Origin of the sequence: Vibrio sp. 10N.286.55.E10, from assembly GCF_002872555.1 — a bacterium.
GTDB classification, from domain to species: Bacteria; Pseudomonadota; Gammaproteobacteria; order Enterobacterales; family Vibrionaceae; genus Vibrio; species Vibrio crassostreae.
Genome location: NZ_MCSD01000035.1, coordinates 134935 through 151162 on the forward strand (window position 1 = coordinate 134935; position 16228 = coordinate 151162).

Genomic DNA, 16228 nt, shown 5'->3' on the forward strand with positions numbered 1-16228 from the left:
AATTGCAAGAAACAATTAAATGAAATGTAGAATGTGAAAAGGATCGTGTTTTTGTTTTGAGGATCGTTATTTGAGTTGGATAAAAAGGACTTTTTTTCATGGGGATACTTTTTGAGGAACAAAAAAGCCCAGCAATAAGCTGGGCTAAAAAGAAGAAGGGGAAAGCTGAATCAGTTATTCGGCAACACTTTTCATACCGAATGTTTTTAGTGTCTCAATTCTAGCATTGCCGTTCTTAGCGTATACATAGAGACCTGCACTGTCTTCATCAGAGAAGATGTTATTGGTCATCACAGTACGACCTCCATCGGTAAAGACTTCCACAGAAATACTGTCCATAAAGATACGGATGTTTGCTCGATCTTTACTCGCACACTCTAGTGGGCATGTTCTACGTAAGGCTGAACGACTGCCCGATTGAGTACGATCAAAGGCCAGTTCGCCTTTCTTTAGATCCAACTCAATCAGTGTTTTCTGCTCACCTTTACTGCGAATTTCAAATACAATGCTATCACAGTCGCTTGCGGCTAGATCGATGTCAGCAATGATTTCACAGTGAACATTATCACCTGCTTCAAATGCGAATTTTTCACCATCGTTTAACTGGAGCTCTGTATGTCTTTTTGGAGAATGGCGCAATTTTTCAACTTCTTGCACAGGCGTGAACTTCAGTTTCCCATCGTGACATAAAGAGACTTCTCGGGCCAAAGTGATACTACCGTACCAACCCAGTTCACTGGTATCGTAAGTGCCATCACACCATGGCATGAATGGCCATGAACCGATCCAAGCTTGTATGAGAGTGCGCCCATTTTCATCATCGAACACTTGTGGTGCGTAGTAGTCGAATCCCCAATCTAGAGAACCCATCGTAGACCAATGGAACTTACCAGTTCGGTAATCAAGGTCACCAACAAGGTAAACTACTTGACGCTGTTGCATACCCATAGGTGAATACATAAGGACGTGTTTGTCACCCAATTTGAAGATATTTGGGCACTCAAGCATTGTCCCGAGTTCACCCATACTCTCTACACAATAACCTACGAATTCCCAATCGGTTAAATTGTCTGATTTGTGAAGGCAGACTTTACCGAATCCATTGGTCTCGTAGTTTGATGGGTTAATTAGATCGCTCACGCCATCTGTTACACCAGTCACCATGTACCATGAGCCTTCATGCTTCCAAACCTTTGGATCGCGGAAGTCATGTAGGTTAATTCCCTCTGGTGGATCAGATAAGATTGGGTTCCCGTCATATTTGTCAAAGTTAACGCCATCAGTCGACGTTGCCATACATTGAACTTGGCGAGCTTGTGCACATCCCGTATAGAAAAGAGTCATCACACCATCGTTATTCACAGCACTACCCGTGAAGATACCTCCGCCATCCCAGCCGTCATATTCTTCGCTTGGTGCTAAAGCTTCTGGCAGTGTTTCCCAGTGAATGAGATCTTCGCTGACTGCATGTCCCCAGTGCATGGTTCCCCACTTGCCAGTAAAAGGATGATGTTGATAGAAAAGGTGGTATTTACCCTGATATTGAATCAGTCCATGCGGGTCATTAATCCAGCCTACCGGTGCTTGGTAATGGTAATGTTCACGCCAATGGTGCTGCTTAACCGTATCTTTATGCTCAGCGATGTATTCTTCAACTTGATCAATAATTGCCTGATGCTTCTTCTTATCGAATACCACAAGGACCTCCAATGTTATCGAAATATATTTAATTGCAACCTGCAATCAAATATATTTCATTTAATTGCAGCTAACAAATATAGTATGATGAACTTGAGATTGCGCTCACATAAGTAAAGTAGACTCAATTTCTAACTATATGATTTTATTGAAACTTAACTTTTTCTATATATTGTGTAGATCCATTGGAACGTTATTGCAGATCAAATTGGTCAGGAGAACTATGAATAAGCCTATGAGAAGCGGACTGGGCGTTTCGTTAGATGATGTACAAAATCATAATAAGCGCGTCATTCTTAATGCACTTCACAATAGTGGTAGTTGCTCCAGAAAAGAGATCAGCCAATTGGTTGGACTTGACCAAGCGACGGTAACTAGAGCGATAAAACCTCTAATAGAACAAGGGCTTATTGTTGAAACTGGTGTGCGAAAAGCGGCACGTGGTCGAAGCTCTATTTATTTGGGGTTCAATACCCAACATCTACGAATTGTGTCCGTTCGAATACAGCGTACTAACTTCTCAATTGATACCTACGATCTCAATGGTGTTTCGCTAACCAGCCTAGTCAAACCAATTAATACTGATAATAGCCCAGAAGAGCTGATCGAGTATTTGACCAAGCAAGTGAGCGATGTTCTGAATGAGCAGGAAGGTGATATTTTAGGGATCTCGGTTGCGATGCCCGGCCCATTCTTAGAGCAAGATAATAAAATTATACTGATGACCGACGCAAAAAATTGGCAAGATGTTGATTTTATTTCCCACATGCGAGAGCAATTTCCAGACTATCCAATCTATGCAGGCCATGATGCAAAATTGGCTGCACTCGCGGTTTGGCGCCAGCTACAAAGCACTTATGAAGCAAGCGTTTTACTGTATGTATCTCTTGGGCAGGGTGTAGGTTCAGGCCTCGTGATTGAAGGGCAGGTTTATCACGGTAGTTTAGGGACGGCTGGAGAGATTGGTCACACATCAATCAATTTTCAAGGGCCGCAATGTAAGTGTGGCAATCTAGGTTGCCTTGAGCTGTATAGCTCAACAACGGCCTTGGTTGAACGTTACAAGGAAGAGGCCTCATTAACATCCGCGGACTTTGAAATGGTAGTAAATGCATTTCATGACAGAGAATCTGCTGCGATAAACGCGGTTGATTACTTAGCTAAGTGCTTAGCACATGGATTAGTAAACAATATTAACCAATTAAACCCTGATTTAGTGGTAATTGGTGATGAACTGACGCAATTAGGGGCTGATTTCTTAAATCGTGTAAAGGAATACACATTTCGTTTATTACTTCCGGATCTGGCAAGCAATATCGAACTGGTTCTTGATGAAAGTGATGAAGATTTGGTTCATAAAGGAAATTATCACAACGTGATGTCAAATGAGCTACTTTTGCCTTTAGCACATCTAGGGATTAAAGCCACCAACACACCTGAAAGTTCTAAATAAAGTTAGCTAACACAAACCAAAAAAATAGCCGCTAATCAGCGGCTATTTTTAGTTATCTAAACGAAGCTTCAATTACTTCGATCTTTCTACTTCTTCGTCTCTTCTACTTTTTAGTCTCTTCAACGACAGCTTTCATCAATACTGATGTATCCATGCGGCCTTGCCCTTCGGCAGACAGTGCCTTGTAGGCGTTGTTAGTCTTTTCAGTCAACGGAAGTTGGATACCTTGACGTTCTGCTTCATCTAGGCAGAAACCTAAATCTTTGATCATCCAATCAATTGCGAAGCCGAAATCGAACTTGTCTTGCGCCATTGTGGTAGCACGGTTTTCCATCTGCCATGAACCTGCTGCGCCGTTTTTAAGGCAATCAACCAGAGTTGGGATATCCAAACCTGATTTTTCAGCAAGTACCAAGCCTTCAGATAAGCCGTTCAATACACCCGCGATGCAGATCTGGTTAACCATTTTTGCGCGTTGGCCTTGGCCGACTTTACCCATCAGAACTGACGATTTACCGTAAGCTTCGAATACAGGTTGAAGGTCGTTGAATAGCTCTTGCTCACCACCACACATGATAGTTAGCACGCCGTTTTCTGCGCCTGCTTGGCCACCAGATACTGGTGCATCCATAAAGCGAACACCTGATTGCTTCGCAGCCACTTCAAGCTCTTCAGACAGGATTGCAGACGTTGTTGTGTGGTCGACAAGAATCGCGTTTGGCTTCATTGCAGCCAGTGCGCCTGTTTCGCTGGTTGTCATGCTGCGCACGTCGTCATCGTTACCCACACAAACCAATACCACGTCGGCTTCTGCGACACACTCAGCCACAGATTCTGCCGCTTTACCTTGGTGTTTATCAGCCCAGTCTAGCGCTTTGCTGTGAGTGCGGTTAAATACCGTTACTTCGAAACCAGCTTTGACTAGGTGACCTGCCATTGGGAAGCCCATAACGCCTAGCCCGATAAAACTTACTTTCATTTCTTTCTCCTTTTATTTGACCAAGTCATCGCTATGAAAAGATCGAACACTCTCAATCAATGCATCAATAAGCAAGGTCAAAGCCTTTGGCTGATATTTTCTTTCTTTGTACACTAAATACGCTTGGCGATCACCCCGATGATATTCGGGAAGCACTTGAATCAAATTCATCTCTCGGGATACATGACGAAAAGGCAATGATGCAAGCCCTAAGCCTTTTTGCGCCGCGGCTGCCACCGCATGAATGTCGTTGACGATGAACTTAGGTTTAATCGTGATCATCTGCTCTAAGCGGTCGGATTTGTAGAGCGGCATATCAAACACATCATCAACGTTAATCCAATCTTGAAGCTCTAAGTCGTCCGGCTTTTCTATTGTTGCTCGCGAATCTAAGTATTCCCGACTCGCGAAAAATCCGTGTTTGGCTTTAAAAAGTGGTCGAGCAATCATGCCTTCCATGTCCGAGATCTTAAACGTGATCAGTAAGTCACGATCGGTCTGCGGAATAAGCTGCTGCTGGCTCAGGGTGAGGTCGAGCTGAACGTTCGGATATTGAGTGAGGAATTGCTCTACTGTCGACCCTAGAAAGCCACTATAGAAGTTGTGAGGCACTGCGAGCTTAATCTTACCTTGGATAGCATCACGCTCTTCCAACAAGCTATTAAAGCCTTGATGGATAGATTCCATGCCACTGCTCAGTGCAGCAAAGGCCGCTTCACCATCTTTGGTGGCCACCAGCTCACGACCTTTTTTTTCTAAAAGTCGGATATTGAGGCGCTCTTCCAATGCAGTTAATCGACGCGACATAGTCGACACTGGCAGTTGCAGCCGTTTCGAAGCCGATAGCAAAGAGCCCTCTTCAACCACTGCACAGAATAAGAACAGATCATCAATGTTTCCAAATATGGAATTCATACTTCTATATGTGCCTATTTTTCTCATTAATGGATAGGAGTAACCTTATCTCATCAACAACAGAAAATCACGGGAGAAACATAATATGAACAACAAACAATTTTGGGTAACCGCGATTTTATCCTCCCTGACCATGGCGACCATCATGTCTGGGTTAATTTCTGGCTACAAAATGGGGTTCAGCCACGAATGGCCGCCAATCTGGATGCAAAGCTTTTTCATTGCTTGGCCGTGTGCCATCGTGCTCAACCTCACCGTGCTCCCTTTGATCAGAAAACTCTCTGCATGGATTTGTCGCCCGAGAACGCTTTGCGAACCTGAGATCACGGAACGATGATCAAGGGTTAATGTTCAGGAGCTATGTTCTAGACAATATCATTAAGAGGCTGCGACCAAAGAGATGCGTTCAAAAAACGCTGTTCATGGATAAACGCCTGAATTACGCCCATAAAAAAACCGAGCACTAGGCTCGGTTTTTTAATAACTGTTGTTACTGTAAAGATTACAGCTCAGCGTTGTGGTAAACCTGCTGAACATCATCACAGTCGTCAAGCATGTCTAAGAACTTCTGGAACTTCTCAGAATCTTCTTCAGCTACTGGCGTAGTCGTTTGAGGAACAAAAGTGATTTCCTCAACGTCTAGAGTTAGCTCTGGGAACGCAGTGTTTAGTGCTGTCTTCGTTTTGAAGAACTCAGTAGTTGGAGCGAATACAGTGATAACACCGTCTTCTAGCTCAACGTCAGTCACGTCTACGTCTTCCATCATTAGCGTTTCTAGGATGATCTCGTCATCTTCGCCTTTGAACTGGAATACAGCTTGGTGAGCGAACATGTGAGAAACAGTACCTTCAACACCGATTTTCGCGCCAGTCTTAACGAAACATTGGCGAACGTCTTGGAAAGTACGGTTGCCGTTGTCAGTTAGACAGTCAACGATTACGCTTGTGCCACCTGGGCCAAAACCTTCGTAACGAGCTGGTTGGAAGTCTTCACCGCCGCCGCCGTTCGCTTTATCGATCGCTTTGTCGATAACGTGAGCGGGTACTTGGTCTTTCTTCGCTTTAGCAATCAGGTGCTTAAGAGGTAGGTTCATGTCTGGGTCAGAGCTGCCGTTCTTAGCCAGTACGTAAATCTCTTTACCGTATTTAGAATAAACTTTAATTTTTGCGCCTGCAGTTTTCGCCATTGAGGCCTTGCGCACTTCAAAACTTCTTCCCATCGGGATCTTCTCTCTGATTCAATTAACGGTGCAAATTCTAGCAAATTACTGTGTCATTTCAATTCTACAGCACTGCTGGGCAAGGTTTGTCTGCGTTTATGCGACACCCATTACCCGTTTGTATTTTTCTACAGACTGTTCAAACCACACCTTTTCATCTGGGTCACCTAGCTTCATTGCTTCTTCAACAATGGCTTCAGGGCCACATTTCGCTTGCTTCAGTTTCCATACAAGAAACGATGCTTGCTTATCCAGTTCGATTCTATTTTTCTCGCTGGGTGGAAGGAGTGAAAGGTTGATAGACATTGCTAGCCTTCGTCTGTAATACACTTGGCCGAGAAATATATCATAGAGCAGCCTCATAAAACCAATACTATGAGTAACAGAAAGGGTTTATGAGACCCGAAACCAAGCAAGTCGCTGATGCAGGTCAAGCTAGTTTGAGAGAAGTGACGCCCCATGATGCGAAAGTATTGCTTATTCGACTCACCTAATGAGCCGAATAATGAGTTAATCACATCACAAAGGCGAAAGAGTGATTTCTAATCTATGAAACTACTCACTCACCGCGAATACATCACAGCGTGAGGCGCAGATGAAATCATTTTTGTGGAGACCTTTGATTGAGTGACTCCACCAAGTGACGGTGACTTTGCCCCACTCCAATAAGATCGAAGGATGGTGGAACTCTTCTTCTGCCAACTCTGACACTTTGTTGCTGAATGCCCATGCTTGCTTGTAGTTCTTAAACTTAAACACCTTCTCAAGCTGTGGGATGCAGTCTCTTTCCATGATCTGCCAATCAGACAACTCCAACAGTAAAGATTGTTGCTCGTCTTTACTTAGGGCAATCGCGTCGATACTGCAGGCTTCGCATTTTTGTTCATTCAACATTTGTTGGTTCCTTGGGTTCAAAAAGTGGTGGTAGTAACCCCGCATCAATCGCGAGATCAGCTTGCTGTAATAGGTTTTCCTGACTGATTTTGAAGAGCTCAGATAGCTCGTCGATCACGTAATATTTCGGCTGCATGATGTCGATGCGATAAGGAGTTCTTAAAACCGTTTGCAGATCGAACCGCTCGCGAACGGCCAAATCCCCTCCCAACGCATACATGGTTTCCGCCGGAGACGAAAGGATGCCACCGCCATATATTTTCAGTTGTTGGCCTTCTTTTACTAAACCGAACTCGACCGTAAACCAATACAAACGGGCAAGATAAGCGCGCTGTTTTGATGTCGCCGCTTGGCCTAGTTTTCCATAATGCTCAGTGAATGCTGCGAAATCAGCATTAGTAAGCATGGCACAATGACCAAAAATTTCATGAAAGAAATCAGGTTCTTGTAAGTAATCGAACTCATCTCGCGTTCTCAAAAATGTCGCGACGGGGAATTTCTTATTCGCGAGCAAATCAAAGAAACGGTCGAAATCGATTAACGCCGGAACAGGCTGAACCTGCCAACCTGTTGTTTCCTTTAGCACTTTATTTATCTCTGGAAGCTGAGGAACTCTGTCTAATGGCAGATCCAGCAGGGTCAAACCGTGCAAATAGGCATCACAAGCGCGGTCACTAATGACGTCCAGTTGCCTTTTCACCAAGTCGTGCCAAATGGCATCTTCTTCGAGGCTCCACTCAACCCATCCCTCTTGGCTCACGGGCTTAGAATGATATTGAGTCATTACACACCTCCTTTCGAATGTCTCACTTTAAGCCTATCTCCACTCCTTATAAGCGCCAATTTGCGCGATTTTTCGAAATAGGCGATCGTGTAACATTTTATTTACACAATTCCGCCAGACGCTTATTTTGCTGAACTTTTGACTTTGTAAAACCTAAATACCAGACTGAAAACGTTAACTTTTTGTTAAAGGTAAAGGAATGCACGAAAGCAATAAGCCCATTTGGCAGCCAAGCGAGCAGCGTATCGCCGATGCCAACTTAACCCGATTTATCGATAGCCTTGAACAATCTGGGTTAAACCTAGATAGGGACGTAAAAAGCTACGCCGAACTCCATCAATGGTCTGTAGAACATCCGGAATCGTTTTGGAAAAACGTGTGGCAGTTTTGTGAAATGGTTGGCTCGCAAGGCTCTACTAACAAGGCAGAAAGCGAGACCATCAAAGCTCAAGGTGAGAGCCGCTGGCAGCAGCCTAAATCGAATCGTGATGCGGTTTGGTTTCCCAATGCACAAGTAAACTACGCCGAGAACTTGCTGAATTTGGCGTACGTCATGCCTAATGAACTGGCGATTTGGTTTGAGAATGAACGTGGCGAACAACAGAGTTATACATGGAAAACCCTGTGTGAAGCGGTCTCTAGCGTTCAGCAATGGCTTGTCGATAGCGGAGTGAAGCAAGGTGATGTGGTTGCTGCGTATACGCCCTATCTGCCACAAACCGTAATAGCGATGCTGGCAACCACCAGCTTGGGCGCGATTTGGACATCGACCTCGCCTGATTTTGGTGTCGAGAGTGTGATTGAACGATTTGGCCAAGTGAAACCCAAGGTGCTGTTCACCTGTGATGGCTATACCTTCAATGGCAAAACGTTCGATATGACGGACAAGAACCGTGAAATCATCGAGCACTTAACCGATCTAAAACAGGTGTGTCAGATCGGTTACTTGGGAAGGAATGACTTTGAAAATGATGTGTCGATTCGAAGCTGGCACAGCATGATCAATCATTATCAGCCACAACCTGTACGATTTGTGCGTGTCAGCTTCAATGAACCATTGTTTGTACTCTACTCTTCCGGCACAACAGGCAAGCCAAAGTGTATTGTTCACTCGGTTGGTGGCACCACCATCAACCACCTAAAAGAGCATCAGCTTCATTGCGATGTTAAGCCAAACGACCGCGTGTTCTACTACACCACTTGTGGTTGGATGATGTGGAACTGGCACGTCTCTGCGCTTGCCAGCGGCGCTTGTTTAGTGATCTTTGATGGTAGCCCGGTTTACCCGCAACCCAATGTTCTATGGGACTTGGCACAGCGCGCCGATGTGTCGCTGTTTGGTACCTCTGCCAAGTATCTAGAAGCGATCGAGAAGGCAGAACTCTCGCCTATCGAAAGCCACTCTCTTCCTCACCTAAAAACACTGTGCTCGACCGGTTCTGTGCTCTACCCAGAGCAGTTTGATTATGTTTACGAACACATCAAACAAGATCTGCATTTGGCGTCTATTTCTGGTGGTACAGATATTTGTGGCTGCTTTGTGTTGGGTAATCCTATCTCGCCAGTGCATCGCGGTGAATGCCAACAGGCAGGGCTTGGCGTCGACATCAAGGTGTTCAATTCGTCTGGTCACAAGGTTAATCACGAACGTGGTGAACTGGTGTGCACCAATTCCCTCCCAAACTTCCCAGTTGGCTTCTGGAATGATACCGGAGAGCGCTACCACAGCACTTATTGGGATAGATTCGAAAATGTATGGCACCACGGTGACGAAGTCGCACAGAGCGTGCATGGCGGTTATCTGTTCTACGGGCGAGGTGACACTACACTCAACCCTGGAGGTGTTCGTATTGGTACTGCTGAGATCTACCAACAAGTGAACACCATTGAGGGCATCATAGATTCCATCGCCGTCGGTAAAGATGTCGACCGCAATGAGCAGATCTGGCTGTTCGTTCAGTTGCAGCAAGACGTGGTTCTAAATGAAACGCTATTGGCTGCCATCAAGAGCAAGCTCAAGTCCTCTTGCTCACCAAGGCATGTGCCGAGCCAGATTTTTGCTATCAGTGACGTGCCGAAAACACGCTCTGGCAAACTGGTGGAATTGGCGGTGAAACAGGTGGTGAATGGTAAGGATGTAGAAAACCTCGGGGCTATCGCTAACGCCGAGGTTTTGGAAGAGATAAAGCGTGTAGTTTCGCTTTAGTGTTAAGACCTAGAAGAGCGTGAGTGAGAAGCGCCCCTCCACGGATAATGAAGTGACGCTGTGGAGGTTTTTTTGATCTTAGTATTCGATGTTTTTAGGTAGAGTAGTCAGGATATGTCTGTCACTTTTTAACTCTAGCTTTAAGCCGTTCCAACAGACTGCTCGAACTCATTTCGGCCCCGTAGTGTTTTATTCAGTAGCCAAATTGGCAATGTTCTTTAGTTACTTTTTCTTATGTTGCTTGTATTTTTTAGATTGATGTCAGGTTTGAAAACGGTCTTGAATCTAAACTTTCAGACAAATTAGCAATAATGGAAAATCACTTAGTCTCGCGGTATAGGACACTACCTATGTCGAAATAGGATGGATGTATAAGTAATGCAGAACAACTATGTGAGGTTGGAGAAGGTAGTGAGGTATTTAGAATCTCACCTTGATCAACCGATGGTAATAGAAGAGCTATTATCAAAATTTCACTTCTCAAAATACCATTTTCATCACTTGTTCCGAGCCTATTATGGCGAGGGTGTATATGCGATGCGTAAGCGCCTGCTTTTAGAGAGGGCGGCACGAAGTATTGCTTATGGGGATGAGAGCATGACTGAGATTGCTTTTTCTTGTGGCTATGAAAACCAAGCTTCTTTTAATAAGGCGATGCGAAAGCAGTTCTCTTGTACACCATCGTATATTCGTCATCAAAAAACAGTTCCTGCCTTAAAAGGGCAACAACTCACTAGTTTTGAGGACATAAAGATGAATATAAACGTTGTCGATCGCAAGTCTACGGAAGTCCTGTATTCCAGAGGTAGTGGCAAATACAATGATGCTGCTGCAACCGCATGGGGTCAACTGATGCCGTTTGTTTATTCTAATCGCTTAATTCAACCCGAGACAATAACGATAGGAATAAGCCATGACGACCCGAATATAACCCTTGTAGATAATATACGCTACGATGCATGTGCAACGATCGTTACTGAGATGGAATTACCTGAAGGTATCGAGCGCAAGACAATCTTGGGTGGCAAATATGCCAAGGCCTTACACAAAGGTACTTACGAGAAACTCTCTGAAGCTTATAGCTATTTACTCTTGAAATGGCTACCAGAGAGTGGGTTTGAACTGCGAGATCAACCATGCTTTGAGGTATACCTGAATCGAGACCCAAGACGAACTAAACCTGAGAATTTAAAAACCGAAATCTATATTCCGATCAAATAGCTAAGAGAGCTTCCCTTGAGTCAGTCAATCACGGCTGACTCACTTTTGCCCCAAAGTGAGCCAGAGAGGGATTGAACTCAGTTTCAAACCCTGCAACTTGCCTTACTTTTCTCATGCCTAGAGTTCCAACAATGTAGCTAAATGTTTTAATCCACAACAGACTAACCTTTAATCATACTTACGCACGAATATGTTGTTCAACTATTTTTAAGCCATTGAATAATAGAGAACTAAAAGAAAATTTTTGATTGATAACGTGCCTTGAATCGGAAGCAATATGTGCTTGCACGGTTTTCAACTGAAAATTAGAATCAAACTTGATTATATTTATAATTTTCAGTTGGTTAGGTAAAGCTCTTGATATATGCTGTATACATCAATTCGTGCTGGCACGATATTAAAATGTTATAAGCACAAGGAGTGCATTGTGGAAAAGTTTGCAATATTATCAGATATTCATAGTAACATTTTTGCGCTTGAGGCAGTGGTTAAGGATGCTAGAGCGAAAGGTTTTACGGCTTTCATTAATTTAGGTGATATTTTATATGGTCCGATAGCTCCGAGGCAGACATATGATTATTTGAAATCATTGGGTGCTATAACTATATCGGGTAATCAAGACCGACAGATATACGAGGCAACGGAAGCTGAAATAGAATCAAATCCTACAATGCAATTTATTCTATGTGAGTTGGACCAAGAGCCACTCAGTTGGATGAAGCAACTACCATTCGACTTACAAATCACAAATGACATTTATGCATGTCATGGGACACCAACGGATGACCTTGTGTATTTACTAGAGGATATTAGTACTGGAAAACCAATAGTTCGAACTGATCACGAAATACTTGAAAGACTAAATGGTATTACCTCTCCGGTTATCATTTGTGGTCATACACATACACCAAGGTGTGTTGAGCTATCTACGGGGCAATTAGTCATAAACCCTGGTAGTGTTGGTTTGCAGGCATATACGGATGACGAACCAAGTGTTCACTCAATGCAAAACTTTTCTTCAAGAGCATCATACGCGACATTACAGCGAAACACCGATGGTAAGTGGGACGTTGTTTTCCATAAGGTAACGTATGATGTAGAAAGTGCAGTAAGTGAAGCTCAAAAGAGAGGCAGAAATGACTGGGTTCATTTTCTATCCACAGGCAGGTGCTTATAACAAGCATTTAAGGTTTCAAGATACTTTTTCTAATCTTGTATAGATGATTTAGAGCTATAGTTCTAAATCATTTTTGTCCAAAATTGTCACAATATGATTTTTAACCCTTGGCATTTCCTGGTTCAAAAGCTCTCCCTTTTCGATTAGTGCCCCGTAAAACGGCTTTTACCGACAAACGGTTGTGTGCAAGATATATGGAGCATTTCGCTATCAGACAACATCTGGAGTAAAGGCAGCCGATTGAAAACCGATGACTGAATGAAGCAAGTAACGGGAGAAGCATTAAACACTAAACACTTTAAGCAGCCCTTGGTTGGCCGATAAAAACCGATTCTAAACTACTAAGCTCGTGAATCCTCACCTCAGTATGGCCTCGTGCCTTTTCTAAAGTTCTTAATGCGATCTGCTCATCATATTTAAAACAAAAATAGAAAAATAGTCATTTTATAGCCTGAGATAATATTCACTAAAGACGAATCATTTATACCAAAAAAGACTCCACCGCTAGATTGTATCCAAGCTTATGGATATTTAATCGAATTTAAATAATTGCCGTTTCCACAGCTCCATTTCTAGTCAAATGATAATTTGATAGCTATCACATTTAGAACGGTTATTTTCCCATACTATCTCGGCATGTTAATTACTTAAGAGTAATTAACAACCTAGTCATTGTTATTAATAAGCTTGAACCCAACTAGAAATAACAAGCGGTTAATTCCTACGTAAAATAAAATCATTATAAAATGATCGGAGACATTATCATGCGCATAGTATTAGCTTTAGGCGGTAACGCTCTTTTAGCAAGAGGCCAAGCATTAACGGCTGAGAACCAACGTGAAAATATAATCAAATCCGCGGCGAGTATTGCCGCGATCGCTCGCGAGCATGAGATTGTTATCGTTCATGGTAATGGCCCACAAGTAGGTTTGTTGATGGAACAAAACGCAGCTTATAGCGAATATTCACCAGAGACGACCTCGTACCCAATGGATGTGCTCGGCTCTCAAACCTGTGGCATGGTGGGCTACATGTTACAACAAGAGCTAAGAAACATTGATCCTGAATTAGACGTAGCGACGCTAGTCACGCAAACTGAAGTATGCAAAAAAGACCCTGCGTTTGCTAACCCGACTAAATTTGTTGGCCCTGTATATACAGAGCAACGAGCTAAAGAGTTAATGGCTCAGAGCACAATGCAATTTAAAGCTGATGGCGAGTACTACCGTCGCGTTGTGCCTTCTCCTCTGCCCAAAAACATTGTTGAAATTCAGCAAATTGAAACTCTTCTAGATACAGAAAATCTTGTTATCGCTTGTGGTGGCGGCGGTGTTCCCGTGAGTATCGAGCAAGGTAAGAGTACTGGCGTAGAGTGCGTAATTGACAAAGATCTTACGGCTGAATTACTGGCTGAAAAAATCCATGCTGACTTATTTATTATCTTAACAGATGGTTCGATTTTCCGTAACTATGGTAAAGAAGACCAAGCAGAAATGAAGCAAGCAACGCCTGCTGGTTTAGCAGAATTTTCATTCCCTGCTGGTTCTATGGGGCCAAAAATTGATGCCGTTTGTAAATTCGTTGAAGCTGGATTGGGTAATGCGGCGATTGGTTCACTATTTGATTTAGATAAAATAATTACCAATGAAGCTGGTACTCTAATTACGAAAGGCGAAGGTGTTATTTATTATTAGCATTATCGAATGATAATCACAACTAATATAAAACCTTGGGTTAAAGCCTCTTATTTAATAACGAGGCTTTTTTATTAAGGCCATATTAGTGCCAAATGGGATAAATATTCATTCACTCACTCACTGAATTTAATATTTTTATTTTTGGAAACAGCTTCTTTCAAGAAACGGTTTGGTAGCGCAAGGGAAGAGTATTTGCGTTTACATCAATGAATCTACATGGACTCATTCGCATCCGCTTGATTCTCTGGCATCGCCTCAATAAAAGCGGGCAACTGATTACACGCCTCAACAATCGAGTTAATCAACGGATACGGCGACATATCAACGCCAAAGCGCAGCGCGTTATACACCTGCGGCACCAAGCAGATATCGACAATGCATGGTGAATCCGTGAGGCTATACACCGAGTCACCGTGTGCTTTTCTGTGCTTTGCCAACTTCTCTTCTAGAGCACAGAAACCTTGGCTCATCCAATAGTGAAGCCAGTCCATTTTTGCCTCTTGCTCGCACGACAACTCTCGCTCCAAATACTGCAACACACGTAGATTATTCAGAGGGTGAATTTCCATCGCAATGTCCTGAGCCATCGCCAGTGCTTGATAGCGCAATGGTGTTTGCTCTGGAATGAGCGAGGAGTCAGGGCTGCTCTCACACAAATAGTGTTCATCGAGATATTGAAGAATAGCCAGTGACTGATTGAGTTGAACTTCACCATCCACCAGCACGGGCACTAATTGGCTGGCGTTGAGCTCACGATATTGTGGGTCATGCTGCTCGCCGCCATTACGCACCAAGTGCACCGATTTAGACTCGTAGTTGAGTTGCTTCAGGTTTAATCCAATACGCACTCGATAGGCTGCGGACGAGCGCCAGTAACCGTAAAGTATAATGTTCTTGTTCACGATGCTCTCGCTCATACAGAAATCCTATTACGTGGATTATAGCGCTCGATACTGGCTCACTTTTTGGTCAATCGCACCAAAAATGGAGTCACCAGCTGCATCGAACATCTCAAGCTTGATCGAATCGCCAAACGACATGAATTGAGTCGAAGGCTTACCATCACGAATCGTCTCAATCATTCGCACTTCGGCAATACATGAATAACCCACACCGCCTTCGGCAATTGAGGTGCCGTGGTCAGTCCCTTGCTTATTAGAAACCGTGCCCGAGCCAATGATTGCACCGGCCGATAGTGGGCGAGTTTTCGCAGCATGGACTACTAGTTCAGCAAAGTTGAAAGTCATATCGACGCCCGCATTCGGACAACCAAAAGGCTGGTCGTTGTAGGTCGATATCAACGGTAGATGTACCTTGCTGCCTTTCCATTGCTCGCCAAGCTCATCAGGTGTTACCGCAACCGGAGAGAACGCCGAAGACGGTTTAGACTGGAAGAAACCAAAGCCTTTCGCGAGCTCAGCCGGAATCAAGCCGCGCAGCGACACATCGTTCACCAACATCAGTAATCGAATCGACTCGTGCGCCTGTTTAGCACTTGCACCCATTGGCACGTCACCGGTCACAATCGCGACTTCGCCCTCAAAATCGATACCCCACTCGTCGCTAGCAAATTCAATATTGTCACGTGGACCAATAAAGGCATCTGAGCCGCCTTGATACATTAATGGATCGACCCAGAAGCTTTCTGGCATTTCAGCACCACGAGCCTTACGCACCAGCTCAACGTGGTTTACATAAGCGCTGCCATCAGCCCATTGATAAGCGCGTGGCAATGGTGATTCACAATACTGAGTGGCAAACACTTCACTTCCCGTCACATGCCCGTTATTGAGCGAGGTGTATAACTCTTCTAACTGAGGAGCAACGCTGTCCCAGTTATCCAAGGCTACCTGCATGGTGGGTGCAAGATGTATTGCGTGGAAAATCTCCGTCGCTGGCACGCACTGTTTGAGATCTTTACTCACGACCATCAATAGGCCATCGCGAGTACCATTTTTCTTGGTTGCTAATTTCATCCTTGTTGC

Annotated in this window: 15 protein-coding genes; 6 read left to right on the top strand and 9 right to left on the bottom strand. The window is 43.9% G+C overall.

Features of this window, described 5'->3' with window-relative positions; genetic code table 11:
* Positions 1-174: 174 nt before the first annotated feature.
* Positions 175-1698 (bottom strand): glycoside hydrolase family 32 protein, encoded by a 1524-nt coding sequence (locus BCV39_RS17175; RefSeq protein WP_102431576.1) that lies wholly within the window; start codon positions 1696-1698, stop codon positions 175-177.
* Between the two features lie 223 nt (positions 1699-1921).
* Here BCV39_RS17175 and BCV39_RS17180 point away from each other — a divergent pair, with 223 nt between their 5' ends.
* The gene (locus BCV39_RS17180) at positions 1922-3151 is read left to right on the top strand and encodes an ROK family transcriptional regulator (protein WP_102431577.1); all 1230 of its coding nucleotides are present in this window, start codon (positions 1922-1924) and stop codon (positions 3149-3151) included.
* 103 nt (positions 3152-3254) lie between these two features.
* On the opposite strand, the gene BCV39_RS17185 is transcribed toward BCV39_RS17180, so the two are convergent.
* Positions 3255-4130, bottom strand: a complete 876-nt coding sequence (locus BCV39_RS17185) for an NAD(P)-dependent oxidoreductase (protein WP_102431578.1) — start codon at positions 4128-4130, stop codon at positions 3255-3257.
* 12 nt (positions 4131-4142) lie between these two features.
* Positions 4143-5045, bottom strand: coding sequence for a LysR family transcriptional regulator (locus BCV39_RS17190; RefSeq protein ID WP_102431579.1), 903 nt, complete (start codon positions 5043-5045; stop codon positions 4143-4145).
* Between the two features lie 85 nt (positions 5046-5130).
* Here BCV39_RS17190 and BCV39_RS17195 point away from each other — a divergent pair, with 85 nt between their 5' ends.
* A complete protein-coding gene (locus BCV39_RS17195; RefSeq protein WP_057622702.1) occupies positions 5131-5382 on the top strand; it encodes a DUF2798 domain-containing protein in 252 nt (83 codons plus the stop codon).
* A gap of 165 nt (positions 5383-5547) precedes the next feature.
* Here BCV39_RS17195 and BCV39_RS17200 read toward each other — a convergent pair whose 3' ends face one another.
* The 4 genes from BCV39_RS17200 to phhA all read right to left on the bottom strand — a co-directional run bounded on the left by BCV39_RS17200 (position 5548) and on the right by phhA (position 7942).
* Positions 5548-6264, bottom strand: a complete 717-nt coding sequence (locus tag BCV39_RS17200; protein WP_017057670.1) for a YebC/PmpR family DNA-binding transcriptional regulator — start codon at positions 6262-6264, stop codon at positions 5548-5550.
* A 96-nt stretch (positions 6265-6360) separates the two neighbouring features.
* Positions 6361-6570 carry a DUF3283 family protein gene (locus BCV39_RS17205; protein ID WP_102431580.1) on the bottom strand — a complete coding sequence of 70 codons (210 nt, stop codon included), beginning with the start codon at positions 6568-6570 and terminating at the stop codon, positions 6361-6363.
* A 249-nt stretch (positions 6571-6819) separates the two neighbouring features.
* Complete coding sequence (locus tag BCV39_RS17210) at positions 6820-7158, bottom strand: 4a-hydroxytetrahydrobiopterin dehydratase (protein ID WP_102431581.1); 339 nt, start codon at positions 7156-7158, stop codon at positions 6820-6822.
* Positions 7148-7942 carry a phenylalanine 4-monooxygenase gene (phhA, locus tag BCV39_RS17215; RefSeq protein ID WP_048660545.1) on the bottom strand — a complete coding sequence of 265 codons (795 nt, stop codon included), beginning with the start codon at positions 7940-7942 and terminating at the stop codon, positions 7148-7150. The genes BCV39_RS17210 and phhA overlap by 11 nt, the downstream gene beginning before the upstream one ends.
* A 199-nt stretch (positions 7943-8141) precedes the next feature.
* On the opposite strand from phhA, the gene BCV39_RS17220 reads away from it, so the two are divergent.
* The 4 genes from BCV39_RS17220 (at position 8142) to BCV39_RS17235 (ending at position 14240) form a co-directional block, all read left to right on the top strand.
* A complete protein-coding gene (locus BCV39_RS17220) occupies positions 8142-10148 on the top strand; it encodes an acetoacetate--CoA ligase (RefSeq protein WP_102431582.1) in 2007 nt (668 codons plus the stop codon).
* Positions 10149-10526: 378 nt separating this feature from the next.
* Positions 10527-11369, top strand: a complete 843-nt coding sequence (locus BCV39_RS17225; protein ID WP_102431583.1) for an AraC family transcriptional regulator — start codon at positions 10527-10529, stop codon at positions 11367-11369.
* Positions 11370-11796: 427 nt separating this feature from the next.
* The gene (locus tag BCV39_RS17230; RefSeq protein WP_102431584.1) at positions 11797-12546 is read left to right on the top strand and encodes a metallophosphoesterase family protein; all 750 of its coding nucleotides are present in this window, start codon (positions 11797-11799) and stop codon (positions 12544-12546) included.
* Between the two features lie 764 nt (positions 12547-13310).
* Positions 13311-14240, top strand: a complete 930-nt coding sequence (locus tag BCV39_RS17235) for a carbamate kinase (protein ID WP_102431585.1) — start codon at positions 13311-13313, stop codon at positions 14238-14240.
* Between the two features lie 215 nt (positions 14241-14455).
* Here BCV39_RS17235 and maiA read toward each other — a convergent pair whose 3' ends face one another.
* Entirely contained in the window at positions 14456-15160 is a 705-nt protein-coding gene (gene maiA, locus BCV39_RS17240) for a maleylacetoacetate isomerase (protein WP_102433007.1), read from the bottom strand.
* A 21-nt stretch (positions 15161-15181) separates the two neighbouring features.
* Entirely contained in the window at positions 15182-16219 is a 1038-nt protein-coding gene (locus BCV39_RS17245) for a fumarylacetoacetate hydrolase family protein (RefSeq protein ID WP_102433008.1), read from the bottom strand.
* Positions 16220-16228 lie beyond the last annotated feature (9 nt).